We start from the raw sequence: 24,622 nt of genomic DNA on the forward strand, positions 1-24,622 counted from the left end.
AGAGGCTAATTTTTCAGGCGCAAAGATTTCGCAAAAATCGGCGGTCAGGGTGTAAAAAAAGTATAAAAATGATGAACAAATAAGCAGTTTTTGCCGTTGTAGGCCTGATAAGCGCAGCGCCATCCGGCAATGGGTTTACCACGGTGGAATGGTTCCGTTCACCAGGCGTGCGGAGGAATATTTTTCTCACCGGTGCGGTGAACGGGATAAGGGGAGCGGCCGCGCTCCCCTTATCAATCCCCGCGGCCCCGCGAGGAAATCGGTGCTGCGCACTGCGCTCACCTCCCGCGTGCCTGACTGCGGCCGGCTCGACTCGACTTACTCGTTCCATTCTGGAACGAGTCCCTGTCTCGGTTCGCCTCTGTCCGCCATCCATGGCGTCCAGACCTTGTCATTCACGCTCCGGTTCGCCGATTTCAGCGGGGTCAACACCACCGCTGTAAGATGGACGCCCAATGAAAAACAGTCGCTGCTGGAACCGCGTAGGCCGGATAAGGCGAAGCCGCCATCCGGCAATCGGTGCCGCGATAATAATGCCGGATGGCGCGTACCGCTTATCCGGCCTACGCGGTTCCAGCTTCTCCGTTTCGAAAATGCAACATTTAAAACCATGCTTTAACCAATGGTTATTATTAATTTAACCGTTTTGTAACTTATTTACGGATTGCGTATAAATAAACGCGAATCAGGTAAAAATAGTGGTCGGATGAGTAGTAAAATTACAAACAAACCGGTATTATTTTGAGCAGATTTCAGTCTCGCAGCGTTTTTTCGTTATTCACTTACCGCTGCGGTAACTTTTTTCCGGTGAACGATACCGGCCTGACAAAGGGGAGAGTTTTATGAATACATATAAAATGTTTCCAGCGCACATTGTGCTGATGCGTCGTGCTTTCGCCGTTGCGGCGGGTCTGCTGGCACTGCCGGTAATGTTGTTCTGGAAGGATCGCGCACGGTTCTACAGCTATCTGCACCGCGTCTGGGCGAAAACCAGCGAAAAACCGGTATGGATGGATCAAGCCGAAAAAGCAACCTGCGACTTTTATTAATCGGGCTACACACAGCAACCCGATCGCGCCACCGCACTTGCGGTGGCTTTTTTTTACCTGCGGCCTTTGACTACAATGATTATGTCTAATCAAGGAGTCGCTATGAGTGAGAAAATCCCTGTCGGCATCAGTGCCTGTTTGTTAGGGGAACAAGTCCGTTTTGACGGCGGCCATAAGCGGCTTGCCTTCGCAGTTGAAGAGCTATCACCGTGGATGCGTTTTGAGCCGGTCTGCCCGGAGATGGCCATTGGCCTGCCGGTACCACGTCCGGCGCTGCGGTTGGTGAAAGAGGAGAGCGGTGTTTCGCTGCGCTTTAGCGACAAACGGGAAGGTGATTTAACCGAGCAGATGGCGCACTTCTCCCGTGAGCGCGTCAGCCGTCTCGACCATTTGTGCGGCTACATCGTCTGCGCCAAATCCCCCTCATGCGGCATGGAACGGGTGCGCGTCTACGATGCGGATGGCAAAAACAACCGCAAAGCCGGGCGTGGCATCTTTACCGACATTCTAATGGAGACCCATCCGTGGCTGCCGGTGGAAGAGGATGGTCGCCTGCACGATCCCCATATCCGCGAGAACTTTGTTGAACGTATCTACGCCCTGCATGAACTTAACAGCGTGCGCGAGCGCGGCCTGACGCGCGGGGAGCTGATCGCCTACCACAGCCGCTACAAGCTACTGCTGCTGGCACACTCCCAGCCGAAGTACCGCGAACTCGGGCGTTTCGTCGCCGCCATCCATGAGTGGGCCTCTCTCGACGAGTGGTTTGTGGAGTATCGCCAGCGTTTGATGGATCTGCTCTCACACCAGGCTACTCGCCGCAATCACACCAACGTGCTGATGCATGTGCAGGGCTACTTCCGCAAGCAGCTCAATGCCCGCCAGCGCGAGGAGCTGTCGAAGCTTATCGACAGCTACCGGCAGGGCATTCAGCCGCTGCTGGCACCTGTTACCTTACTGAAACACTATATGGCTGAGTTCCCGGACGCTTATCTCTCCGGACAGCGCTATTTTGATCCCTGGCCGGAAGCGCTGCGCTTACGTTACGGACATTAGGAGCATTATGACCACCCATCTGGTCTGGTTTCGCACGGATTTGCGCGTGCATGATAACCTCGCGCTGGCGGCGGCCTGCCGTAGCGCGAAGGCAACAGTAAAAGCCCTCTTTATCGCCACGCCGAAGCAGTGGCAGCAGCACCTGATGGCGCCGCGCCAGGCTGCACTGATTGAGGCCCATCTTAATGCACTTCAGCAGTCACTCGCCGAGCGCGGCATTGAGCTTATCTACCGCGAAGTGGATGACTTTGCCGCCAGCGTGCAGGCAATCGCTGAGGTCTGCCAGCAGGAGCAGGTGAGCCACCTTTTTTATAACTATCAGTACGAGCTCAATGAGCGCCAGCGCGATGCGGCGGTGGAGAAAGCGATCCCCGACGTCGCCTGCCAGGGGTTTGATGACAGCGTGATGCTGGCACCGGGCAGCGTGATGACCGGCAATCGCGAGATGTTTAAAGTCTTCACCCCCTTTAAAAATGCCTTTTTGCGCCGTCTGAAAGAGGATCTGCCCGAGTGCGTCGCTGCGCCGCAGCCGCGCGAGGGCGGGGCGCTGAAGGTGGAACCGCTGTCGCTCAACTACCTGCAACAGCCCTTTGACGAAAAGCTTTTCCCGCCTGATGAGAAGCAGGCCATTGCCCGCCTGCGCCACTTCTGCCAGCACCAGGTGGCAGAGTATGAGCAGCAGCGTGATTTCCCCTCTATTGAGGGTACTAGCCGTCTCTCCGCCAGCCTCGCCATCGGCGCGCTCTCTCCGCGCCAGTGTCTGCACCGCTTGCTCGCTGAACAGCCAGATGTGCTGGAGGGTGGGCCGGGCGCGGTATGGCTGAGCGAGTTAATCTGGCGTGAATTTTATCGCCATCTCATCACCTACCATCCGGCGTTGTGCAAGCATCGCCCATTTATTGCATGGACGGAGAAGGTGCAGTGGCAGGATAACCCGCAGCATCTGGAAGCGTGGAAAAAGGGGATGACCGGTTATCCGATTGTCGATGCGGCGATGCGCCAGATGAATGAGACCGGTTGGATGCATAATCGTCTGCGTATGATTACCGCCAGCTTCCTGATCAAAGACCTGCTTGTCGACTGGCGGGTGGGAGAGCGCTATTTTATGGCGCAACTGGTGGATGGCGATTACGCGGCGAACAACGGCGGCTGGCAGTGGGCGGCCTCAACCGGCACCGATGCCGCGCCCTACTTCCGTATCTTCAACCCGACCACCCAGGGGGAGCGCTTCGATGCAGAGGGCGAGTTTATCCGCCGCTGGCTGCCGGAGCTAAAAACCGTACCGCCAAAGGCGATTCATCAACCCTGGGTCTGGGCAGATAAGCAGGGCGTTAAGCTCGATTATCCGCGCCCAATTGTCGATCATAAACAGGCGCGAAGCGCCACGCTGGCGGCCTATGAAGCCGCGCGAAAAGGGTAAGAGTGAGCATGAAAAATAGCGAACTGGAAAAATTGATTAACGAAAAACTCAACAGTACGGCGTTCAGCGATTATGGCCCGAACGGCCTGCAGGTTGAGGGGCGAGACGAGGTACGCAAGATCGTCACCGGCGTTACCGCAAGCCAGGCGCTGCTGGATGAAGCCGTGCGCCTTGAAGCTGATGCGGTGATCGTGCATCACGGTTACTTCTGGAAAAACGAAGCGCCGGTTATTCGTGGCATGAAGCGCAACCGCCTGAAAACCCTGTTGGCGAACGATATCAACCTCTACGGCTGGCATCTGCCGCTCGACGCTCACCCGGAGCTGGGGAATAACGTGCAGCTTGCTGCACTGCTCGGCATCACGGTGCAGGGGGAGATTGAACCGCTGGTGCCGTGGGGCGAGCTGTCGATGCCGGTTCCCGGCCTCGAGCTGGCATCGTGGATTGAAGCACGTCTTGGGCGTAAACCGCTGTGGTGTGGTGATACCGGGCCTGCCACCATCAAGCGCGTGGCGTGGTGCACCGGCGGCGGTCAGGGCTTTATTGATAAAGCCGCGGCCTTCGGTGTCGATGCCTTTATCACCGGCGAAGTATCTGAGCAGACTATTCACTCCGCGCGCGAGCAGGGGCTGCACTTCTTCGCTGCCGGGCACCACGCCACCGAGCGCGGTGGCATTCGCGCCCTCGGCGAGTGGCTGACCGCCAATACCGATCTGGATGTGACCTTTATCGATATCCCTAACCCGGCGTAAGGAGCAGGCAAGTGCAGCGAGCGCGTTGTTATCTGTTAGGCGAAACCGCCGTCGTGCTGGAGCTGGAGCCGCCGGTGCAGCTGGCGACGCAAAAGCGTATCTGGCGGCTGACGCAGCGGCTGGCGACGTTCCCGGAGGTGGTAGAAGCGATCCCGGGGATGAATAACGTCACCGTTGTGCTGCGCGATCCGACCACCCTGGCGCTGGATGCGATTGAGCATCTGCAACGCTGGTGGGAAGAGAGCGAGGCGCTGGAGCCAGAGTCACGGGCCATTGAGATCCCGGTGCTCTATGGCGGCGAGGCGGGGCCCGATCTGGGACGGGTTGCCGACCACTGCGGCATGAGCGAAAAGCAGGTCGTTGAGCTGCACGCCTCTATCGAATACCGGGTGTGGTTTATCGGTTTTCAGCCCGGTTTCCCCTATCTCGGCGGCATGCCGGAGGCGCTCACGACGCCACGTCGGGCGGAGCCGCGCATTAGCGTGCCTGCCGGATCGGTCGGCATTGGGGGCTCGCAAACGGGAATTTACCCGCTGGAGAGCCCCGGTGGCTGGAACCTGATTGGGCGCACCGATCTGGCGCTGTTTAACTCGCGCTTAGCGGAGCCGTCGCTGCTGCGGCCGGGCGATACGCTGCGCTTTATCCCGCGCAAGGAGGGCGTATGTTAAAAATTCTTCGCGCGGGGATGTATACCTCATTGCAGGGCGGTAAGCGCATCGGCCTGCGTCAGTCCGGTGTCAGCTACTGCGGCGCGCTCGATGGCCCGGCGCTGGAGATTGCCAATGCGCTGGTCGGCAACGCACCGGATGCTGCCGCACTTGAGATTACGCTCGGCCAGTGTGAAGTGGAGTTCGCCCGCGACTGCTGGTTTGCTCTCACCGGCGCAGGCTGCGATGCGACACTTGATGGCACTGATGTCTGGACCGGCTGGCGATTTGCGGCGAAGGCCGGGCAGCGGCTGGTGCTGAATCGCCCGCGCTTTGGCGTGCGCAGCTATCTCGCCGTCGCGGGCGGTTTCGATCTACCGGAGGTGATGGGATCGGGCAGTACCGATCTGCAAACCGCCATCGGCGGGCTGGAGGGGCGTTTGCTGCGCGATGGCGATATGCTGCCGCTCGGCACACCTGCGCGGGACTTCGGCGCGCAGCAGGGCGTAAAACAGTTATTGTGGACGAACCGGATCCGCGCCCTGCCGGGGCCGGAGTATCACGAATTTGACGCCGCCTCGCAGGAGGCGTTCTGGCGTCTACCGTGGCATATCAACCCGCAGAGCAACCGCATGGGCTACCGTCTGCAGGGGCAGCCGCTGGTACGCACGACGGAGCGGGATCTGCTCTCCCACGGGCTGCTGCCCGGCGTTATCCAGGTGCCCGCAAATGGCCAGCCGATTGTGTTGATGAATGATTGCCAAACCACCGGCGGTTACCCGCGCATTGCCTGTATTATCGAAGCCGATCTCTACCGTCTGGCGCAAATTCGCCTTGGTCAGCCCGTTCACTTTGTGCAGTGCTCCCTCGACGAAGCGCTGCAGGCGCGGCGCGAACAGCGCCTGTTTCTTGATCAGCTGGCGTGGCGGTTGCGCGATGCGGATTGATCTCAACGCCGATATCGGCGAAGGCTTTGCCGAAAACGACCGCGAACTGATGCAGGTAGTGAGTTCGGTGAATATCGCCTGCGGCTTTCATGCCGGCGATGCCGCCACCATGCTCACCTGCATTGAGCTGGCATTGGCGAACGATGTCGCTATCGGCGCGCACCCGTCGTTTCTCGATCGCGAAAATTTTGGCCGCAAAAGAATGTCTACCCCGCCGGACGTGGTCTACAGCGAAGTGCTCTATCAGTGCGGCGCGCTGGCGGCGCTGGCGAAATCCCGCGGCGCGGCCCTTTCGCACGTGAAACCCCACGGCATGCTCTACAACCAGGCAGCGCAAGATACAGCGCTTGCGGAGGCTATCGCCCGCGCGGTACGGGATCTCGATCCCGGTCTGATACTGGTCGGACTGGCGGGCAGCGAGCTGATCCGCGCAGGCGCACGGCTGGGGTTGGCGACGCGTGAAGAGGTGTTCGCCGATCGCGGTTATCAGCGCAACGGCCAGCTTGTGCCACGCGGTGAGCCGGGCGCACTGATTGAGGATGAGCAACTGGCGCTGGCACAGACGCTGGAGATGGTGCAGCGTGGGCGCGTCAAAAGCGTTGAGGGTGACTATGCACCCGTTAACGCGCAGACGGTCTGTCTGCATGGGGATGGCGCCCATGCGCTCGCCTTTGCCCGTTATTTACGTGCCGCGTTTATTGCCAAAGGCATTACCGTTTCATCACGCTGATCAGGAGTTTTCATGCCGGAAGGACCGGAGATTCGCCGCGCGGCGGACACACTGGAAGCCGCGATTAAGGGCAAACCGCTGACCGACGTCTGGTTTGCCCAGCCACATCTTGCGGATTATGCCGCCGGGCTGGTGGGGCAGCAGATCGATGCCATTGAGACACGCGGCAAAGCGCTGTTAACGCACTTTTCCGGCGGGTTAACGCTTTATAGCCACAATCAACTCTACGGAGTTTGGCGCGTGGTAAAAGCGGGCGAGCTGCCGGAGACCAATCGCGTACTGCGCGTACGCCTGCAGGCGGCAGATAAGGCGATTTTGCTCTACAGCGCCTCAGAGATTGCGCTACTGACGCCAGAGCAGCTGGTGCAGCACCCTTTTTTGCTGCGCGTAGGCCCGGATGTGCTGGATATGCGCCTGACGGTAGAGGAGGTGAAGGCGCGTCTGCTCTCGCCGCGCTTCCGCCGTCGACAGTTTGCCGGGTTGTTGCTCGACCAGGCCTTTCTCGCCGGATTAGGTAACTATTTGCGCGTCGAAATTCTCTGGCACAGCGGGCTGACCGGGCAGCGCAAAGCCGAGCAGCTTAGCGAGAGCGAGTTGGATCTGCTGGCAGAAGCGTTGCTGGCGATCCCGCGTCTCTCGTATCAGACCCGTGGGCGCGTCGATGAGAAGAAGCATCACGGGGCGCTGTTTCGCTTTAAGGTGTTTCACCGCGCCGGGAAGACGTGTGAGCGCTGTGGTGGGATTATTGAGAAGACAACGCTCTCATCACGACCCTTTTATTGGTGCCCGGGGTGTCAGCGGTAAACAAGTCAGTGTAAACGAGAACGTGCCCGATGGCGTCTACGCCTTATCCGGCCTACGGACCGAGCCATTTCAACCATCGTAGGCCCGATAAGCGCAGCGCCATCGGGCAATTTGTTCCGGTGCATGCCAGTGCAATCGTAGGCCCGATAAGCGCAGCGTCATCGTGTAATTGAGCGGAGAAGTGCATTCGTAGGCCCGATAAGCAAAGCGCCATCGGGCAATATTACGGGGTGAGGCTGTTGCAGGCCCGGTAAGCGCAGCGCCACCGGGCATCAGCGGGGATTAATCTTTTTTCAGATCTGACGAAAACTCGCGTTTTTCGTAACCGGTATAGAGCTGACGCGGGCGGGCAATCTTAATGCCGTCATCGTGCATCTCGTTCCAGTGCGCAATCCAGCCTACGGTACGCGCCATCGCGAAGATCACCGTAAACATAGAGGACGGAATACCCATCGCTTTCAGAATAATGCCAGAGTAAAAATCGACGTTCGGGTAGAGTTTGCGTTCGATGAAGTACGGGTCGTTGAGCGCAATGTGTTCCAGCTCCATCGCCACTTCCAGCAGATCGTCTTTGGTGCCCAGCTCGCGCAGCACTTCATGGCAGGTTTCACGCATTACGGTAGCGCGCGGGTCATAGTTCTTATAGACACGGTGACCAAAGCCCATCAGACGGAACGAATCGTTCTTATCTTTGGCGCGACGCAGGAATTCCGGAATGTGTTTAACGGTGCTGATCTCTTCCAGCATCTTCAGTGCAGCTTCGTTCGCACCGCCGTGTGCCGGTCCCCACAGGGAGGCGATACCGGCCGCGATACAGGCAAACGGGTTCGCGCCCGACGAGCCTGCGGTACGCACGGTAGAGGTGGACGCATTCTGCTCATGGTCAGCGTGCAGGATCAGAATACGATCCATGGCGCGTTCCAGAACCGGGTTCACTTCATAGGGTTCGCACGGCGTGGAGAACATCATATGCAGGAAGTTACCTGCATAGGAGAGGTCGTTACGCGGGTAAACAAAGGGCTGGCCGATAGAGTACTTGTAGCACATCGCGGCCACGGTCGGCATTTTCGAAAGCAGGCGGAAGGCGGCGATTTCACGATGGCGCGGATTGTTCACATCCAGCGAGTCGTGATAGAACGCCGCCAGCGCGCCGGTCACACCGCACAGCACCGCCATCGGGTGCGAGTCGCGACGGAAACCGTGGAACAGACGGGTGATCTGCTCATGAATCATCGTGTGGCGTGTAACCGTCAGCGTGAACTCGTCGAACTGCTCCTGAGTCGGTTTTTCGCCGTACAGCAGGATGTAGCACACTTCAAGATAGTTGGACTCAGTCGCCAGTTGATCGATGGGGAAGCCACGGTGCAGTAAAATTCCTTCATCGCCGTCGATAAAGGTGATTTTCGATTCGCATGATGCGGTTGAGGTAAAACCTGGGTCAAAAGTGAAAACCCCTTTTGAACCGAGACTACGGATATCAATAACATCCTGACCGAGCGTGCCTTGTAGCACATCCAGTTCAATAGCATCGTCACCATTGTAGGTGATGGTTGCTTTCTTATCAGCCATTTACGGTCTCCTTAGCGCCTTATTGCTTAAGACCGCCAGCCACCGGGTTTGCCTTCACTTGACCGTCAATGTTAACGAATTGTTATATAGCTCGCTGCTCTGCGAAGAGGAGATACCAGGGTACAGAGCGATAGGCGCGTGCAGATACACATTGAAAATACAGTGAAAAAACAGCAAATCAGCGTCTTAGCAGTCCGAATTTATCAAACCTGTATATCACTAATAACTGTCCTAATTAAATCGGTCAATACCATCACACTGTTACATAACTTATTCTCAGGTGAAAGCAAGACCCCATAACTTTTAAGCATTATAAGTTCTTTCTGGCGTAGTTTGTAACAAGAATGTTTAACTTTTGTCAAATCAGATGATTAAATTTTAAAATAATGTTGTTATCGTGACCTTGGTCACTGTTCTGCATAAAACCCGACAAACTATATGTAGGTTAATTGTAATGATTTTGTGAACGACCTATACTGCCGCCAGGTCTCCGGAATACCCTGCCATCCCGAGCCACCCAGCGTTGTAACCTGTCGTTTAGCATCTGGAAGCACATTTTTTGCATGACGAGCAGTTATAGAAAGGACGCTGTCTGACCCGCACGCAGACCGGAGGAAGGAAACTATAAGAATAGCATGTGGGCGTTATTCATGATAAAAAATGTGAAAAAACAAAGACCTGTCAATCTGGATTTAACAACGATCCAGTTTCCTGTTACGGCTATAGCTTCCATTCTCCACCGCGTTTCCGGCGTCATCACGTTTGTGGCGATCGGCATTCTGTTGTGGATACTGGGCTTGTCGCTGTCATCTGAAGAGGGCTTCCAGGCCGCTTCTGCCATCATGGGCAGTTTCTTCGCTAAATTCATCTTCTGGGGCATCCTCACCGCGCTGGCGTATCACGCTGTCGGCGGCATTCGCCACATGTTTATGGATTTTGGCTGGCTGGAAGAGAACTTCGCCGCAGGAAAACGTTCCGCCAATATTGCTTTTGTGATCACTGTCGTGCTTTCAATTCTCGCAGGAGTCCTCGTATGGTAAGCAACGCCTCCGCATTAGGACGCAACGGCGTACATGATTTTATTCTTGTTCGTGCTACCGCTATTGTCCTGACGTTATACATCATCTACATGGTGGGCTTTTTCGCGCTGCACCGCGAACTGACCTGGGTTGTCTGGACGGGCTTCTTCTCCTCCTCCTTCACGAAAGTCTTTACCCTGCTGGCGCTCTTTTCCACCCTGATCCACACGTGGATCGGCATGTGGCAGGTATTGACCGACTACGTTAAGCACGTTGCAACTCGCCTGCTGCTGCAGCTGGTGATCGTTGTTGCGCTGGTCGCGTATGTCATTTATGGATTCGTTGTGGTGTGGGGTGTGTAATGAAACTGCCAGTCAGAGAATTTGATGCTGTTGTAATTGGCGCAGGTGGCGCAGGTATGCGCGCGGCGTTACAAATTTCCCAGAGCGGGCAAACCTGTGCGCTGCTCTCTAAAGTTTTTCCAACCCGTTCCCACACTGTCTCTGCGCAGGGCGGTATCACCGTTGCGCTGGGCAATACCCATGAAGATAACTGGGAATGGCACATGTATGACACGGTAAAAGGCTCTGACTATATCGGTGACCAGGATGCCATTGAATATATGTGTAAAACCGGCCCGGAAGCGATTCTTGAGCTGGAACATATGGGTCTGCCGTTTTCCCGTCTGGAAGATGGCCGTATCTATCAGCGTCCGTTTGGTGGCCAGTCGAAAGATTTCGGCGGCGAGCAGGCGGCACGTACGGCGGCCGCGGCTGACCGTACCGGTCACGCGCTGCTGCACACCCTTTATCAGCAGAACCTGAAAAACCACACCACCATCTTCTCCGAATGGTATGCGCTCGATCTGGTGAAAAACCAGGATGGCGCGGTGGTTGGCTGTACGGCGCTCTGCATCGAAACCGGTGAAGTAGTCTACTTCAAAGCGCGCGCCACCGTATTGGCAACCGGCGGGGCGGGGCGTATTTATCAGTCCACCACCAACGCACACATTAACACTGGTGATGGTGTTGGTATGGCGCTGCGTGCCGGCGTACCGGTACAGGATATGGAGATGTGGCAGTTCCACCCGACCGGTATCGCCGGCGCAGGTGTACTGGTCACCGAAGGGTGCCGTGGTGAAGGCGGTTATCTGCTGAACAAACATGGCGAGCGCTTTATGGAGCGTTATGCGCCAAATGCGAAAGATCTGGCCGGCCGCGACGTGGTTGCGCGCTCGATCATGATCGAAATTCGCGAAGGCCGCGGTTGCGATGGCCCGTGGGGCCCGCACGCTAAACTGAAACTCGATCACCTCGGTAAAGAGGTACTGGAATCGCGCCTGCCGGGGATCCTTGAGCTGTCGCGCACCTTTGCCCACGTCGATCCGGTGAAAGAGCCGATCCCGGTTATCCCGACCTGCCACTACATGATGGGCGGTATTCCGACCAAAGTGACCGGCCAGGCGCTGACCGTTAACGCCCAGGGCGAAGATGTGGTGATCCCGGGTCTGTTCGCAGTAGGCGAAATTGCCTGCGTATCGGTACACGGCGCGAACCGTCTGGGCGGCAACTCGCTGCTCGACCTGGTGGTGTTTGGTCGCGCGGCGGGCCTGCATCTGCAGGAGTCCATCGCCGAGCAGGGCGCACTGCGTGATGCCAGCGAGTCTGACATTGAGGCTTCCCTTGAGCGCCTTAACCGCTGGAATAACAACCGCGATGGCGAAGATCCGGTCACCATTCGTAAAGCGCTGCAAGAGTGTATGCAGCATAACTTCTCGGTCTTCCGTGAAGGCGATGCGATGGCGAAGGGGCTGGAGCAGCTGAAAGTGATCCGCGAGCGTCTGAAAAACGCCCGTCTGGACGATACCTCCAGCGAGTTCAACACCCAGCGCGTTGAGTGTCTGGAGCTGGATAACCTGATGGAAACGGCCTATGCAACGGCGGTTTCTGCCAACTTCCGAACCGAAAGCCGTGGCGCGCATAGCCGCTTCGACTATCCGGATCGTGACGATGAGAACTGGTTGTGTCACTCCCTGTACCTGCCAGAGACGGAATCTATGACGCGTCGCAGCGTCAATATGGAACCGAAACTGCGTCCGGCGTTCCCGCCGAAGATTCGTACTTACTAATGCGGAGACAGGATTGATGAAACTCGAATTCTCGATTTATCGCTATAACCCGGACGTCGACGACGCGCCGCGCATGCAGGATTACACCCTGGAAGCGGAAGAGGGTCGCGACATGATGCTGCTTGATGCCTTAATGCAGATAAAAGAGACCGACTCCACGCTGTCGTTCCGCCGCTCCTGCCGTGAAGGGGTGTGTGGTTCCGATGGTCTGAACATGAACGGCAAGAATGGGCTGGCCTGTATCACCCCGATCTCCGCACTCGGTAACGGCAAGAAGAAGATTGTCATCCGCCCGCTGCCGGGTCTGCCGGTGATCCGCGATTTGGTGGTGGACATGGGGCAGTTCTATGCCCAATATGAAAAAATTAAGCCTTACCTGTTGAATAATGGGCAAAATCCGCCGGCGCGTGAGCATCTGCAGGCACCGGAGCAGCGTGAGAAACTCGACGGTCTCTATGAGTGTATTCTCTGTGCCTGCTGTTCGACCTCTTGCCCGTCGTTCTGGTGGAACCCGGAGAAGTTCATCGGCCCGGCAGGCCTGCTGGCGGCGTACCGCTTCCTGATCGATAGCCGCGATACGGAAACGGATAAACGCCTCGATGGCCTGAGCGATGCTTTCAGCGTATTCCGCTGCCATAGCATCATGAACTGCGTCAGTGTATGTCCGAAAGGGCTCAACCCGACGCGCGCCATTGGCCACATTAAGTCAATGTTACTGCAACGCAGTGCATAAAAAGGTAAAGCCGGATGGCGCTTGCGCTTATCCGGCCTACAGTATTGATACGCCCGGCACGCGCATGCGCACCGGGCGAGTAAAAGCAGCAGAAACCTCTAAAAACCGCCACTGAAACATAATCGAGGTGTTTGGCGCGAGACAAGGCAGCAATTGAGCGCATTCCGGGCAGCATAGTGAACTATGTGACCTGGGTGAGTGAAGGCAGCCAACGCCGTCGTAGCCCGAACATCGCAGATTAGGCTGTTTTTAAAGGTTCCTTCGCGGGTCAAAGAACTCGCAGGTGAACCCTGGGACGTGCGCTCCGGTGTACGTCGAAGTTATCCACGGCGAAGTAAGCATAACAATGCTTAAGGGATCACGATGCAGAACGGCGCAATGAAAGCCTGGCTGGACTCTTCTTACCTCTCTGGGTCTAACCAGAGCTGGATAGAACAGCTCTATGAAGACTTCTTAACCGATCCTGACTCGGTAGATGCGAACTGGCGATCTATGTTCCAGCAGTTACCAGGTACCGGAGTCAAACCGGATCAGTTCCACTCCAAAACGCGTGATTACTTCCGCCAGCTGGCGAAGGACGCTTCACGTTACTCCCCCTCGATTTCCGACCCCGATACCAACGTTAAGCAGGTTAAAGTCCTGCAGCTGATTAACGCCTACCGCTTCCGTGGTCACCAGCATGCGAATCTCGATCCGCTGGGATTATGGCAGCAGGAGAGGGTCGCCGATCTCGATCCCGCATTCCATGACCTGACCGAAGCCGATTTCCAGAACAGCTTCAATGTCGGGTCTTTTGCTATCGGCAAAGACACCATGCCGCTGGGCGAGCTGCTCCATGCGCTGAAAGAGACCTATTGTGGCTCCATCGGCGCGGAGTACATGCACATTACCAGTACCGAAGAGAAACGCTGGATCCAGCAGCGCATTGAGTCGGCCACCGGTAAATCCAGCTTCTCGACAGAAGAGAAAAAGCGCTTCTTAAGCGAGCTGACCGCCGCCGAAGGGCTTGAGCGCTATCTGGGCGCGAAATTCCCGGGCGCAAAACGCTTCTCCCTTGAGGGTGGCGATGCACTGGTACCGATGCTGAAAGAGATGATCCGCCATGCCGGTAAAAGTGGCACCCGTGAAGTGGTGCTGGGCATGGCACACCGCGGTCGTCTGAACGTACTGGTTAACGTGCTGGGTAAAAAGCCGCAGGATCTCTTCGACGAGTTCGCCGGTAAGCACAAAGAGCATCTCGGCACCGGCGACGTGAAATACCACATGGGCTTCTCGTCCGATGTTGAAACCGAAGGCGGCCTGGTTCACCTGGCGCTGGCCTTTAACCCGTCGCACCTTGAGATCGTAAGCCCGGTGGTTATCGGTTCCGTGCGCGCCCGTCTCGATCGCCTCGACGAGCCGAGCAGCAACAAAGTGTTGCCGATCACTATTCACGGTGACGCGGCGGTCGCAGGCCAGGGCGTGGTGCAGGAAACCCTCAACATGTCCAAAGCCCGCGGCTACGAAGTGGGCGGCACTGTACGTATCGTCATCAACAACCAGGTGGGCTTCACTACCTCGAACCCGCTGGATGCGCGCTCAACGCCGTACTGTACCGATATCGGTAAAATGGTGCAGGCACCGATTTTCCACGTTAACGCGGACGATCCGGAAGCTGTCGCATTTGTGACCCGCCTGGCGCTCGATTTCCGTAATACCTTCAAACGCGATGTCTTTATCGACCTGGTGTGCTACCGCCGTCATGGCCATAACGAAGCCGACGAGCCGAGCGCAACCCAGCCGCTGATGTACCAGAAAATCAAAAAGCACCCGACGCCACGTCAGATTTACGCCAGCCGTCTGGAGCAGGAAACCACCATCGCCGCTGAAGACGCCACCGAGATGGCTAACGTCTATCGTGATGCCCTCGACGCCGGTGAGTGCGTGGTCGCTGAATGGCGCCCGATGAATATGCACTCCTTTACCTGGTCGCCGTACCTCAACCACGAGTGGGATGAGAGCTACCCGAACAAGGTGGAGATGAAGCGTCTGCAAGAGCTGGCGAAGCGTATCAGTACCGTGCCGGATGCCATTGAGATGCAGTCCCGCGTCGCGAAAATCTACGCTGACCGTCAGCTGATGGCGAACGGCGAGAAGCTGTTCGACTGGGGCGGCGCGGAAACGCTGGCCTATGCCACGCTGGTAGATGAGGGCATTCCGGTGCGTCTCTCCGGGGAAGACTCCGGGCGCGGCACCTTCTTCCATCGCCATGCGGTGGTGCATAACCAGTCTAACGGCTCGACTTACACCCCGCTGGCACACGTGCATAACAGCCAGGGCGCGTTCCGCGTCTGGGACTCCGTGCTGTCGGAAGAAGCGGTACTGGCCTTTGAGTATGGCTATGCCACCGCCGAGCCGCGCACGCTCACCATCTGGGAAGCGCAGTTCGGCGACTTCGCCAACGGCGCGCAGGTGGTTATCGATCAGTTCATCAGCTCCGGCGAGCAGAAGTGGGGCCGTATGTGTGGCCTGGTGATGCTGCTGCCGCACGGCTATGAAGGGCAGGGCCCGGAGCACTCCTCCGCGCGTCTTGAGCGCTATCTGCAACTCTGCGCCGAGCAGAACATGCAGGTTTGCGTACCGTCGACCCCGGCGCAGGTTTACCACATGCTGCGTCGTCAGGCGCTGCGCGGTATGCGTCGTCCGCTGATTGTGATGTCACCGAAATCACTGCTGCGTCATCCGCAGGCGGTCTCAACGCTGGATGAGCTGGCGAATGGCACCTTTATGCCAGCGATTGGCGAAGTGGACGATCTCGATCCGCAGGGCGTGAAACGCGTTATCCTCTGTTCTGGTAAGGTTTATTACGATTTGCTGGAACAGCGTCGTAAGAACGATCAGAAAGATGTCGCGATTGTCCGCATTGAACAGCTCTATCCGTTCCCGCACCAGGCGGTGCAGGAAGCGCTGAAGCCGTACGCGCACGTGCATGATTTTGTCTGGTGCCAGGAAGAGCCGCTGAACCAGGGCGCATGGTACTGCAGCCAGCATCATTTCCGTGATGTGATTCCATTTGGGGCTGGTCTGCGTTACGCAGGTCGCCCGGCCTCCGCCTCTCCGGCGGTGGGATACCTCTCCGTTCACCAGAAACAGCAACAAGATCTGGTAAATGACGCGCTGAACGTCAATTAATTAAAGGATAAATAATGAGTAGCGTAGATATTCTTGTTCCCGATCTGCCTGAGTCCGTTGCTGACGCGACCGTTGCAACCTGGCACAAAAAACCAGGCGATAGCGTTAAACGTGATGAAGTGCTGGTAGAAATCGAAACTGACAAAGTGGTACTGGAAGTGCCGGCGTCAGCGGACGGCATCCTTGATGCCGTGCTGGAAGAGGAAGGCACAACCGTTACCTCCCGCCAGATTCTGGGCCGTCTGAAAGAGGGCAACAGCGCAGGCAAAGAGAGCAGTGCTAAATCTGAAGAGAAAGAGTCTACACCGGCGCAGCGCCAGCAGGCCTCGCTGGAAGAACAAAACAATGATGCCCTGAGCCCGGCGATCCGTCGCCTGCTGGCCGAGCACAACCTGGAAGCCAGCGACATCAAAGGTACCGGTGTTGGTGGGCGTCTGACCCGTGAAGATGTTGAGAAGCATCTGGCGAAAGGCCCGGCGCAGAGCGCTGCACCATCGGCAGCTCCGGCTGCTGCCAGCACCCCGGCTCCGGCCCCGGCTGGCCGCACGGAAAAACGCGTACCGATGACCCGCCTGCGCAAACGCGTAGCCGAGCGTCTGCTGGAAGCGAAAAACTCCACCGCCATGCTGACGACCTTCAATGAAGTCAACATGAAGCCGATTATGGATCTGCGTAAGCAGTACGGCGAGGCGTTCGAGAAGCGTCACGGCATCCGTCTGGGCTTTATGTCCTTCTACGTGAAAGCGGTAGTTGAAGCGCTGAAACGCTACCCGGAAGTGAACGCGTCTATCGATGGCGATGATGTGGTTTACCACAACTACTTCGATGTCAGCATGGCTGTCTCCACGCCGCGTGGCCTGGTGACCCCGGTGCTGCGCGATGTCGACACCCTCGGCATGGCAGATATTGAGAAGAAAATTAAAGAGCTGGCGCTTAAAGGGCGCGACGGCAAGCTGACCGTGGAAGATCTGACCGGCGGTAACTTCACTATTACCAACGGCGGCGTCTTCGGCTCGCTGATGTCCACCCCGATCATCAACCCGCCGCAGAGCGCGATCCTCGGCATGCACGCCATCAAAGATCGCCCGATGGCGGTTGATGGCAAGGTTGAGATCCTGCCGATGATGTACCTGGCGCTCTCTTACGATCACCGTCTGATCGACGGCCGTGAGTCTGTGGGCTATCTGGTCGCCATCAAAGAGCTGCTGGAAGATCCGACCCGTCTGCTGCTGGACGTGTAGTCGGCCAGGGCCCGGCGGATGCCGGGCCTGAAATCATCACCTGACTGCGGGTGGATCCGGCAAACAGGGCACCCCGACCCGCAGACACCCTGATAATGATTACCTGAAGGATGGATAGAACAGATGAACTTACATGAGTATCAGGCGAAACAGCTTTTTGCCCGGTCAGGTCTGCCGACTCCGGTTGGATACGCCTGTACTACCCCGCGTGAAGCCGAAGAAGCGGCATCGAAAATTGGTGCAGGCCCGTGGGTTGTAAAATGCCAGGTTCACGCAGGCGGCCGCGGTAAAGCGGGCGGCGTAAAAGTGGTGAACAGCAAAGAAGAGATCCGCGCATTCGCGGAGCACTGGCTGGGTAAACGCCTGGTAACCTACCAAACAGACGCTAACGGCCAGCCGGTTAACCAGATCCTGGTTGAAGCGGCGACCGATATCGACAAAGAGCTCTACCTGGGCGCAGTGGTTGACCGTAGCTCGCGTCGCGTGGTGTTCATGGCCTCCACCGAAGGCGGTGTTGAGATTGAGAAAGTGGCGGAAGAGACCCCGCACCTGATCCACAAAACCACTATCGATCCGCTGACCGGCCCGATGCCGTATCAGGGTCGCGACCTGGCATTCAAACTGGGTCTGGAAGGTAAGCAGGTTCAGCAGTTCACCAAGATCTTTATGGGTCTGGCGACCATTTTCCTTGAGCGCGACCTGGCGCTGATCGAAATCAACCCGCTGGTGATCACTAAGCAGGGCGACCTGATCTGCCTCGACGGCAAACTGGGCGCGGACGGCAACGCACTCTTCCGCCAGCCGGATCTGCGCGAAATGCGCGATCAGTCTCAGGAAGACCCGCGCGAAGCACAGGCTGCGCAGTGGGAGCTGAACTACGTCGCGCTCGACGGCAACATCGGCTGCATGGTTAACGGCGCAGGTCTGGCGATGGGCACCATGGACATCGTTAAACTGCATGGCGGCGAACCGGCTAACTTCCTCGACGTTGGCGGCGGTGCGACCAAAGAGCGCGTAACCGAAGCTTTCAAAATCATTCTCTCCGATGAGAATGTGAAAGCCGTTCTGGTTAACATCTTCGGCGGCATCGTGCGCTGCGACCTGATCGCAGATGGCATCATCGGTGCAGTAGAAGAAGTGGGCGTGAACGTGCCGGTGGTTGTACGCCTGGAAGGCAACAACGCTGAACTGGGTGCCAAGCGCCTGGCTGACAGCGGCCTGAATATTATCGCAGCGAAAAGTCTGACGGATGCAGCACAGCAGGTTGTTGCCGCAGTGGAGGGGAAATAATGTCTGTTTTGATCGATAAGAACACCAAAGTTATCTGCCAGGGCTTCACCGGAAGCCAGGGTACATTCCACTCCGAGCAGGCGATTGCCTACGGTACGCAGATGGTTGGCGGCGTGACCCCAGGTAAAGGCGGCACCACGCATCTCGGCCTGCCAGTCTTCAACACCGTGCGTGAAGCGGTAGAAGCGACCGGTGCGACCGCAACGGTTATCTACGTTCCGGCTCCGTTCTGCAAAGACTCCATCCTGGAAGCGATCGACGCAGGCATCAAACTGATTATCACCATTACCGAAGGTATTCCGACGCTGGATATGCTGACGGTGAAAGTGAAGCTGGATGAAGCGGGTGTGCGCATGATCGGGCCGAACTGCCCGGGCGTGATCACCCCAGGCGAGTGCAAAATCGGCATTATGCCGGGCCACATCCATCAGCCGGGTAAAGTTGGCATCGTATCGCGCTCCGGTACCCTGACCTATGAAGCGGTGAAGCAGACCACGGATTACGGTTTCGGTCAGTCCACCTGTGTGGGCATCGGTGGCGACCCGATCCCGGGCTCTAACTTTATCGACATCCTGAAACTGTTCCAGGAAGATCCGCAGACCGAAGCGATCGTCATGATCGGTGAGATCGGCGGTAGCGCTGAAGAAGAAGCCGCTGCCTACATCAAAGATCACGTCACCAAACCGGTTGTTGGCTATATCGCCGGTGTAACCGCGCCGAAAGGCAAGCGTATGGGCCACGCAGGCGCCATTATCGCAGGCGGTAAAGGTACGGCAGATGAGAAGTTCGCCGCACTGGAAGCCGCTGGCGTGAAAACCGTACGCAGCCTGGCTGATATCGGCGACGCACTGAAAACCGTAATTAAATAAAAAACCATCGCTCCCCCATGCAGGGGAGCAGCGCAATTCGACATGGTTTGGCCGCTCCTGAAGCGGCCTTTTTTATTGCCCGAATCTATGCACCGTAAAAAAGGGGCAGGCAGAGGAGGGTGCTTGCAGCATTATCCTGTGGCCTGAAAGCAGATTATAAAAGTTATAAATAATAGCGATACACATCGCATTTTAAAGATGCTTATTTTTATAATAACGAAGCGGTGTTAATTATATTAATTGGATAAGTGAAATAATTGTAAAATCAATCTGGAAAAAGTTGAGCTGTTTCACTTAAGGATTGCTCACTTTTCTGTTTTTAACTTACCGCGCAAAGTAACCTGCCTTTCTTCGCTTTATTCGCCAATTGGTAACCATAAATTGCGTTAAGCTAAACATATTATTAACACCGTTTTTACCCACCGGACACCTTAAATACAAAATTAACACCGTCAATAGCAAATGATTTAAATCAATATTTTAAAGCTTGGAAAAGCGGTCAAAAATCGTTAAATTGTCGCGGATCAAATTGACCGCGAAGTGATAAGTTAGGGATTAATTGATCGCCGTCGTAAAACGTAAAACATAATCAATAAATGCTTTTTATTGTTAGGGTTTTGCGGAGTAATATATTCGCGAGATCAATTCGAATTTTTTATTAACCTGGTTGTAACTTTTTTTATTCATTGTCCCGACAAATGGGAGAGTGAATAAAACAGTGCAGCAAATTTGTATTGGGGCATGCGTGTGAACCTTCGCAAACGGGGGTTTACTCTCGGAGTCTTCATGCGATGAGCAAGGAGTCATGATGTTAGATATAGTCGAACTGTCACGCTTACAGTTTGCCTTGACCGCGATGTACCACTTTCTGTTTGTGCCGCTGACGCTTGGTATGGCGTTCCTGCTGGCGATTATGGAAACGGTCTACGTCCTCTCCGGCAAACAGATCTACAAAGATATGACCAAGTTCTGGGGCAAGTTGTTTGGGATCAACTTTGCGCTGGGCGTGGCGACCGGTCTGACCATGGAGTTCCAGTTCGGGACTAACTGGTCTTACTATTCTCACTACGTTGGGGATATTTTCGGTGCGCCGCTGGCCATTGAAGGTCTGATGGCCTTCTTCCTCGAATCCACATTCGTGGGTCTGTTCTTCTTCGGTTGGGATCGTCTGGGCAAAGTTCAGCACATGGCGGTTACCTGGCTCGTTGCTTTGGGCTCCAACTTGTCCGCGCTCTGGATCCTCGTCGCCAACGGCTGGATGCAGAACCCCATCGCCTCTGATTTCAACTTCGAAACCATGCGTATGGAGATGGTGAGCTTCTCTGAGCTGGTGCTTAACCCGGTTGCGCAGGTGAAATTTGTGCACACTGTGGCTTCCGGCTACACCTGTGGCGCGATCTTCATTCTCGGTATCAGCTCCTACTATCTGCTGCGCGGTCGCGACGTTGCCTTTGCGAAACGCTCCTTTGCTATCGCGGCCAGCTTCGGTATGGCGGCTATCCTCTCCGTTATCGTGCTGGGTGATGAATCTGGTTACGAAATGGGTGACGTGCAGAAAACCAAACTGGCGGCTATCGAAGCGGAGTGGGAAACCCAACCGGCTCCGGCAGCGTTTACCCTGTTTGGTATTCCGGATCAGGATAAACAAGAGAACAAATTCGCTATCCAGATCCCGTTTGCGCTCGGCATCATCGCTACCCGCTCCGTCGACACGCCGGTTATTGGTCTGAAAGACCTGATGGCGCAGCACGAAGAGCGTATCCGTAACGGCATGAAGGCATACCAGCTGCTTGAACAGCTGCGCTCCGGCTCTGCGGACCCGGCAGTGCGTGAGCAGTTCAACAACGTGAAGAAAGATCTTGGTTACGGCCTGCTGCTGAAACGCTATACCCCGAATGTTACCGACGCGACGGAAGCGCAGATCCAGAAAGCAACTCAGGACTCCATTCCACGCGTTGCGCCGCTCTACTTCGCCTTCCGTCTGATGGTGGCCAGTGGCGTGCTGATGCTGCTGATTATCGGCATCTCCTTCTGGACGGTGATCCGTAACCGCATCGGTGAGAAGAAATGGCTGCTGCGCGCCGCGCTGTATGGCATTCCGCTGCCGTGGATTGCGATCGAAGCAGGCTGGTTTGTGGCGGAATACGGCCGTCAGCCGTGGGCGATTGGCGAAGTGCTGCCGACTGCCGTTGCCAACTCCTCATTGACCGTCGGCGATCTGCTGTTCTCAATGATTCTTATTTGCGGCCTTTATACGCTGTTTATGGTGGCCGAAGTGTTCCTGATGTTCAAATTTGCTCGCCTTGGGCCGAGCAGCCTGAAAACAGGTCGCTATCACTACGAGCAGTCCACCGTGACTACTCAGCCGGCACGCTAAGACAGGAGTCGTGAAATGATCGATTATGAAGTATTACGTTTTATCTGGTGGCTGCTGGTGGGCATTCTGCTGATCGGTTTTGCCGTCACCGATGGCTTCGACATGGGCGTCGGCATGCTGACCCGCGTGTTGGGGCGTAGCGACACCGAGCGCCGCGTGATGATCAACTCCATCGCGCCGCACTGGGATGGCAACCAGGTATGGCTGATCACTGCCGGTGGCGCGCTGTTCGCTGCCTGGCCGATGGTCTACGCGGCAGCCTTCTCCGGCTTCTATGTCGCGATGATCCTCGTGCTGGCCTCGCTCTTCTTCCGTCCGGTCGGGTTCGACTACCGCTCGAAGATCGAAGATGTGCGCTGGCGCGGCATGTGGGACTGGGGCATCTTTATCGGTAGCTTCGTGCCGCCGCTGGTAATTGGCGTAGCGTTCGGTAACCTGTTGCAGGGCGTTCCGTTCCATCTGGATGGCGACATGCGCCTCTTCTATACCGGTAACTTCTTCCAGCTGCTGAACCCGTTTGGTCTGCTGGCCGGTGTGGTGAGCGTGGCGATGATTCTGACCCAGGGCGCGACCTATCTGCAAATGCGTACCGTCGGCGAACTGCACCTGCGCGCTCGTGCCACCGTACAGATTGCTGCACTGGTGACGCTGGTCGGCTTCGCACTGGCCGGTGTCTGGGTAGTGTACGGCATTGATGGGTATGTCATCACTTCGGCAATAGATCACCATGCGGCTTCGAACCCGCTGACGAAAGAAGTTGCCGTACAGGCAGGCGCCTGGCTGACCAATTTCAACAATACTCCGGTATTGTGGGCAATCCCGGCTCTGGGCGTGGCGCTGCCGCTGCTGACTATCCTGACCGCGCGTCTGGATAAATCAGCCTTCGCCTTCGTCTTCTCATCTCTGACGCTGGCGTGCATCATCCTGACCGCAGGCATCGCGATGTTCCCGTTCGTCATGCCTTCCAGCACCATGCTGAACGCCAGCCTGACAATGTGGGATGCGACCTCGACGCAGCGCACGCTGAACCTGATGACCTGGGTTGCTGCGGTATTCGTACCGATCATTCTGCTCTACACCACCTGGTGTTACTGGAAAATGTTCGGTCGTATCACCAAAGAGCAGATTGAAAGCAACACCCACTCTATGTACTAAGTAAGGAGCTGAATATGTGGTATTTCGCCTGGATTTTAGGAACGCTTCTTGCCTGTGCTTTTGGTGTGATCACCGCGCTGGCGCTGGAACACGTTGAAGCGACCAAAGCGGGTCAAGAAGAATATTGATGGATAAGGTTATCGCAAAGCTTTATGCGGTAATGGATAAGGGCCCGTTACGGGCCCTTTCCTTAATCATGGCGCTGCTGTTGGCAGGGTGCATTTTCTGGGACCCGTCGCGCTTTGCGGCGAAAACCAGCGAGCTTGAGATCTGGCATGGTCTGCTGTTGATGTGGGCCGTTTGTGCTGGGGTGATCCACGGCGTCGGTTTTCGTCCTCGCGCACTGCACTGGCAGGGGCTGTTTTGCCCACTAATTGCTGATGTTGTGCTGCTTGCAGGCCTGCTTTTCTTCTTCTTTTGAATAAGAAATATCCGCTATCCCGATGGGCTTGCAAAAGCCCATAAATTTTTACTCTCCGTTTACCACAACCCATTCCAAAGCACCTTGCCCGCGCGTATAGTAGCGAAGTTTAAAAGCTCTAACCTTTTTTGCATTACCGGGATGTAAAGTGAATACAACGCTGTTTCGATGGCCGGTGCGTGTCTATTACGAAGATACTGATGCCGGTGGTGTGGTTTACCACGCCAGCTATGTTGCTTTTTATGAAAGAGCCCGCACCGAGATGCTGCGCCATCATCACTTTAGCCAACAGGCTCTGCTGGCAGAGCAGGTCGCGTTCGTGGTGCGCAAAATGACGCTGGAGTATTTTGCACCCGCCCGACTCGACGACATGCTCGACGTCCAAACGGAAATAACATCAATGCGTGGAACGTCTATGGTGTTCTCGCAGCGGATCGTCAACGCAGAGAACAAAGTGCTGAACGAAGCTGAAGTGCTGGTTGTCTGTGTTGATCCACTCTTAATGAAGCCTCGTGCGCTTCCCAAGTCTATTGTCGCGGAGTTTAAGCAGTGACTGACATGAACATCCTTGATTTGTTCCTGAAGGCGAGCCTTCTGGTCAAACTTATCATGTTGATTTTGATTGGTTTTTCAATCGCATCCTGGGCAATCATTATCCAGAGAACCCGCATCCTTAACGCCGCAGGGCGTGAAGCGGAAGCGTTCGAAGATAAGTTCTGGTCCGGCATTGAACTCTCTCTTCTCTATCAGGAAAGCCAGGGCCGTCGCGATAATCTGAGCGGCTCTGAACAGATTTTCTATAGCGGTTTTAAAGAGTTTGCCCGTCTGCATCGCGCCAACAGCCACGCGCCGGAAGCGATTGTTGAAGGTGCCTCCAGGGCGATGCGTATCTCGATGAATCGCGAGCTGGAAAGCCTCGAAAACCACATTCCTTTCCTCGGTACCGTCGGTTCTATCAGTCCCTATATCGGTCTGTTTGGTACCGTCTGGGGGATCATGCACGCTTTTATCGCGCTGGGCGCGGTAAAACAGGCGACGCTGCAAATGGTTGCACCGGGTATCGCCGAAGCGCTGATCGCGACGGCTATCGGCCTGTTTGCGGCAATTCCGGCGGTAATGGCCTACAACCGCCTGAACCAGCGCGTTAACAAACTGGAACAGAATTACGACAACTTTATGGAAGAGTTCACGGCTATTCTGCATCGCCAGGCGTTTGCCAGCAGCGACAGCAATAAGGAGTAAGC

At 56.2% G+C, this 24,622-nt stretch carries 23 protein-coding genes; 22 read left to right on the forward strand and 1 reads right to left on the reverse strand.

The features are described 5' to 3' along the window. The first annotated feature begins 842 nt into the window (after positions 1 to 842). The 8 genes from HF650_RS07245 (at position 843) to nei (ending at position 7,405) form a co-directional block, all read left to right on the forward strand. Positions 843 to 1,049, forward strand: a complete 207-nt coding sequence (locus tag HF650_RS07245) for a YbfA family protein (protein ID WP_054803727.1) — start codon at positions 843 to 845, stop codon at positions 1,047 to 1,049. Between the two features lie 102 nt (positions 1,050 to 1,151). Further along, positions 1,152 to 2,105, forward strand: coding sequence for a 2-thiouracil desulfurase family protein (locus HF650_RS07250; RefSeq protein ID WP_034811748.1), 954 nt, complete (start codon positions 1,152 to 1,154; stop codon positions 2,103 to 2,105). A gap of 7 nt (positions 2,106 to 2,112) precedes the next feature. Further along, on the forward strand, positions 2,113 to 3,525 hold the full coding sequence (gene phrB / locus HF650_RS07255) for a deoxyribodipyrimidine photo-lyase (protein WP_187801792.1): 1,413 nt from the start codon (positions 2,113 to 2,115) through the stop codon (positions 3,523 to 3,525). Positions 3,526 to 3,533: 8 nt separating this feature from the next. Then, the gene (locus HF650_RS07260) at positions 3,534 to 4,277 is read left to right on the forward strand and encodes a type 2 GTP cyclohydrolase I (protein WP_187801793.1); all 744 of its coding nucleotides are present in this window, start codon (positions 3,534 to 3,536) and stop codon (positions 4,275 to 4,277) included. Between the two features lie 11 nt (positions 4,278 to 4,288). Beyond that, positions 4,289 to 4,945, forward strand: a complete 657-nt coding sequence (pxpB, locus tag HF650_RS07265) for a 5-oxoprolinase subunit PxpB (RefSeq protein WP_187801794.1) — start codon at positions 4,289 to 4,291, stop codon at positions 4,943 to 4,945. Beyond that, positions 4,939 to 5,871 (forward strand): 5-oxoprolinase subunit PxpC, encoded by a 933-nt coding sequence (gene pxpC, locus HF650_RS07270; RefSeq protein ID WP_187801795.1) that lies wholly within the window; start codon positions 4,939 to 4,941, stop codon positions 5,869 to 5,871. The genes pxpB and pxpC overlap by 7 nt, the downstream gene beginning before the upstream one ends. Then, complete coding sequence (gene pxpA / locus HF650_RS07275; protein WP_187801796.1) at positions 5,861 to 6,601, forward strand: 5-oxoprolinase subunit PxpA; 741 nt, start codon at positions 5,861 to 5,863, stop codon at positions 6,599 to 6,601. Before pxpC ends, pxpA begins: the two co-directional genes overlap by 11 nt. 12 nt (positions 6,602 to 6,613) lie before the next feature. Beyond that, positions 6,614 to 7,405, forward strand: coding sequence for an endonuclease VIII (gene nei / locus HF650_RS07280; protein WP_187801797.1), 792 nt, complete (start codon positions 6,614 to 6,616; stop codon positions 7,403 to 7,405). A gap of 282 nt (positions 7,406 to 7,687) precedes the next feature. On the opposite strand, the gene HF650_RS07285 is transcribed toward nei, so the two are convergent. Then, complete coding sequence (locus HF650_RS07285) at positions 7,688 to 8,974, reverse strand: citrate synthase (RefSeq protein ID WP_187801798.1); 1,287 nt, start codon at positions 8,972 to 8,974, stop codon at positions 7,688 to 7,690. 635 nt (positions 8,975 to 9,609) lie between these two features. Between HF650_RS07285 and sdhC the strand changes: the two genes are divergently transcribed. From sdhC to tolQ, 14 genes are all read left to right on the forward strand, one after another. Next, positions 9,610 to 10,014: a succinate dehydrogenase cytochrome b556 subunit gene (gene sdhC, locus HF650_RS07290; RefSeq protein ID WP_187801799.1), complete on the forward strand. Its 405-nt coding sequence runs from the start codon at positions 9,610 to 9,612 to the stop codon at positions 10,012 to 10,014. Continuing rightward, a complete protein-coding gene (gene sdhD / locus HF650_RS07295) occupies positions 10,008 to 10,355 on the forward strand; it encodes a succinate dehydrogenase membrane anchor subunit (RefSeq protein ID WP_187801800.1) in 348 nt (115 codons plus the stop codon). The genes sdhC and sdhD overlap by 7 nt, the downstream gene beginning before the upstream one ends. Then, the gene (sdhA, locus tag HF650_RS07300; RefSeq protein ID WP_187801801.1) at positions 10,355 to 12,121 is read left to right on the forward strand and encodes a succinate dehydrogenase flavoprotein subunit; all 1,767 of its coding nucleotides are present in this window, start codon (positions 10,355 to 10,357) and stop codon (positions 12,119 to 12,121) included. Before sdhD ends, sdhA begins: the two co-directional genes overlap by 1 nt. Positions 12,122 to 12,137: 16 nt before the next feature. Continuing rightward, the gene (locus HF650_RS07305; protein WP_187802629.1) at positions 12,138 to 12,854 is read left to right on the forward strand and encodes a succinate dehydrogenase iron-sulfur subunit; all 717 of its coding nucleotides are present in this window, start codon (positions 12,138 to 12,140) and stop codon (positions 12,852 to 12,854) included. Positions 12,855 to 13,217: 363 nt separating this feature from the next. Continuing rightward, a complete protein-coding gene (gene sucA, locus HF650_RS07310) occupies positions 13,218 to 16,025 on the forward strand; it encodes a 2-oxoglutarate dehydrogenase E1 component (protein ID WP_187801802.1) in 2,808 nt (935 codons plus the stop codon). Positions 16,026 to 16,039: 14 nt separating this feature from the next. Further along, positions 16,040 to 17,266: a 2-oxoglutarate dehydrogenase complex dihydrolipoyllysine-residue succinyltransferase gene (odhB, locus tag HF650_RS07315; RefSeq protein WP_187801803.1), complete on the forward strand. Its 1,227-nt coding sequence runs from the start codon at positions 16,040 to 16,042 to the stop codon at positions 17,264 to 17,266. Between the two features lie 123 nt (positions 17,267 to 17,389). Then, positions 17,390 to 18,556, forward strand: coding sequence for an ADP-forming succinate--CoA ligase subunit beta (sucC, locus tag HF650_RS07320; protein ID WP_034811760.1), 1,167 nt, complete (start codon positions 17,390 to 17,392; stop codon positions 18,554 to 18,556). Next, positions 18,556 to 19,425 (forward strand): succinate--CoA ligase subunit alpha, encoded by an 870-nt coding sequence (gene sucD / locus HF650_RS07325; RefSeq protein ID WP_187801804.1) that lies wholly within the window; start codon positions 18,556 to 18,558, stop codon positions 19,423 to 19,425. The genes sucC and sucD overlap by 1 nt, the downstream gene beginning before the upstream one ends. An 808-nt stretch (positions 19,426 to 20,233) precedes the next feature. Then, positions 20,234 to 21,802: a cytochrome ubiquinol oxidase subunit I gene (cydA, locus tag HF650_RS07330; RefSeq protein ID WP_187802630.1), complete on the forward strand. Its 1,569-nt coding sequence runs from the start codon at positions 20,234 to 20,236 to the stop codon at positions 21,800 to 21,802. Between the two features lie 15 nt (positions 21,803 to 21,817). Continuing rightward, positions 21,818 to 22,957 carry a cytochrome d ubiquinol oxidase subunit II gene (cydB, locus tag HF650_RS07335; protein ID WP_187801805.1) on the forward strand — a complete coding sequence of 380 codons (1,140 nt, stop codon included), beginning with the start codon at positions 21,818 to 21,820 and terminating at the stop codon, positions 22,955 to 22,957. A gap of 14 nt (positions 22,958 to 22,971) precedes the next feature. Next, a complete protein-coding gene (gene cydX / locus HF650_RS07340; RefSeq protein ID WP_187801806.1) occupies positions 22,972 to 23,085 on the forward strand; it encodes a cytochrome bd-I oxidase subunit CydX in 114 nt (37 codons plus the stop codon). Beyond that, positions 23,085 to 23,378 (forward strand): cyd operon protein YbgE, encoded by a 294-nt coding sequence (gene ybgE, locus HF650_RS07345; protein ID WP_023478215.1) that lies wholly within the window; start codon positions 23,085 to 23,087, stop codon positions 23,376 to 23,378. Before cydX ends, ybgE begins: the two co-directional genes overlap by 1 nt. A 148-nt stretch (positions 23,379 to 23,526) precedes the next feature. Further along, positions 23,527 to 23,931, forward strand: coding sequence for a tol-pal system-associated acyl-CoA thioesterase (gene ybgC, locus HF650_RS07350; RefSeq protein WP_187801807.1), 405 nt, complete (start codon positions 23,527 to 23,529; stop codon positions 23,929 to 23,931). Then, positions 23,928 to 24,620, forward strand: a complete 693-nt coding sequence (tolQ, locus tag HF650_RS07355; RefSeq protein ID WP_187801808.1) for a Tol-Pal system protein TolQ — start codon at positions 23,928 to 23,930, stop codon at positions 24,618 to 24,620. Before ybgC ends, tolQ begins: the two co-directional genes overlap by 4 nt. Positions 24,621 to 24,622 lie beyond the last annotated feature (2 nt).

This window comes from Kosakonia sp. SMBL-WEM22 (assembly GCF_014490785.1).
Classification (GTDB): Bacteria; Pseudomonadota; Gammaproteobacteria; order Enterobacterales; family Enterobacteriaceae; genus Kosakonia.

Bases quoted from the DNA above. Each gene is read 5' to 3' on its own strand.
- nei (WP_187801797.1), top strand. From the start codon at position 6,614: ATGCCGGAAGGACCGGAGATTCGCCGCGCGGCGGACACACTGGAAGCC.
- pxpA (WP_187801796.1), top strand. From the start codon at position 5,861: ATGCGGATTGATCTCAACGCCGATATCGGCGAAGGCTTTGCCGAAAAC.
- ybgE (WP_023478215.1), top strand. From the start codon at position 23,085: ATGGATAAGGTTATCGCAAAGCTTTATGCGGTAATGGATAAGGGCCCG.
- HF650_RS07250 (WP_034811748.1), top strand. From the start codon at position 1,152: ATGAGTGAGAAAATCCCTGTCGGCATCAGTGCCTGTTTGTTAGGGGAA.
- cydB (WP_187801805.1), top strand. From the start codon at position 21,818: ATGATCGATTATGAAGTATTACGTTTTATCTGGTGGCTGCTGGTGGGC.
- pxpC (WP_187801795.1), top strand. From the start codon at position 4,939: ATGTTAAAAATTCTTCGCGCGGGGATGTATACCTCATTGCAGGGCGGT.
- sdhA (WP_187801801.1), top strand. From the start codon at position 10,355: ATGAAACTGCCAGTCAGAGAATTTGATGCTGTTGTAATTGGCGCAGGT.
- sdhD (WP_187801800.1), top strand. From the start codon at position 10,008: ATGGTAAGCAACGCCTCCGCATTAGGACGCAACGGCGTACATGATTTT.
- sucD (WP_187801804.1), top strand. From the start codon at position 18,556: ATGTCTGTTTTGATCGATAAGAACACCAAAGTTATCTGCCAGGGCTTC.
- cydX (WP_187801806.1), top strand. From the start codon at position 22,972: ATGTGGTATTTCGCCTGGATTTTAGGAACGCTTCTTGCCTGTGCTTTT.
- sdhC (WP_187801799.1), top strand. From the start codon at position 9,610: ATGTGGGCGTTATTCATGATAAAAAATGTGAAAAAACAAAGACCTGTC.
- cydA (WP_187802630.1), top strand. From the start codon at position 20,234: ATGTTAGATATAGTCGAACTGTCACGCTTACAGTTTGCCTTGACCGCG.
- HF650_RS07245 (WP_054803727.1), top strand. From the start codon at position 843: ATGAATACATATAAAATGTTTCCAGCGCACATTGTGCTGATGCGTCGT.
- HF650_RS07260 (WP_187801793.1), top strand. From the start codon at position 3,534: ATGAAAAATAGCGAACTGGAAAAATTGATTAACGAAAAACTCAACAGT.
- HF650_RS07285 (WP_187801798.1), bottom strand. From the start codon at position 8,974: ATGGCTGATAAGAAAGCAACCATCACCTACAATGGTGACGATGCTATT.
- HF650_RS07305 (WP_187802629.1), top strand. From the start codon at position 12,138: ATGAAACTCGAATTCTCGATTTATCGCTATAACCCGGACGTCGACGAC.
- sucC (WP_034811760.1), top strand. From the start codon at position 17,390: ATGAACTTACATGAGTATCAGGCGAAACAGCTTTTTGCCCGGTCAGGT.
- phrB (WP_187801792.1), top strand. From the start codon at position 2,113: ATGACCACCCATCTGGTCTGGTTTCGCACGGATTTGCGCGTGCATGAT.
- sucA (WP_187801802.1), top strand. From the start codon at position 13,218: ATGCAGAACGGCGCAATGAAAGCCTGGCTGGACTCTTCTTACCTCTCT.
- odhB (WP_187801803.1), top strand. From the start codon at position 16,040: ATGAGTAGCGTAGATATTCTTGTTCCCGATCTGCCTGAGTCCGTTGCT.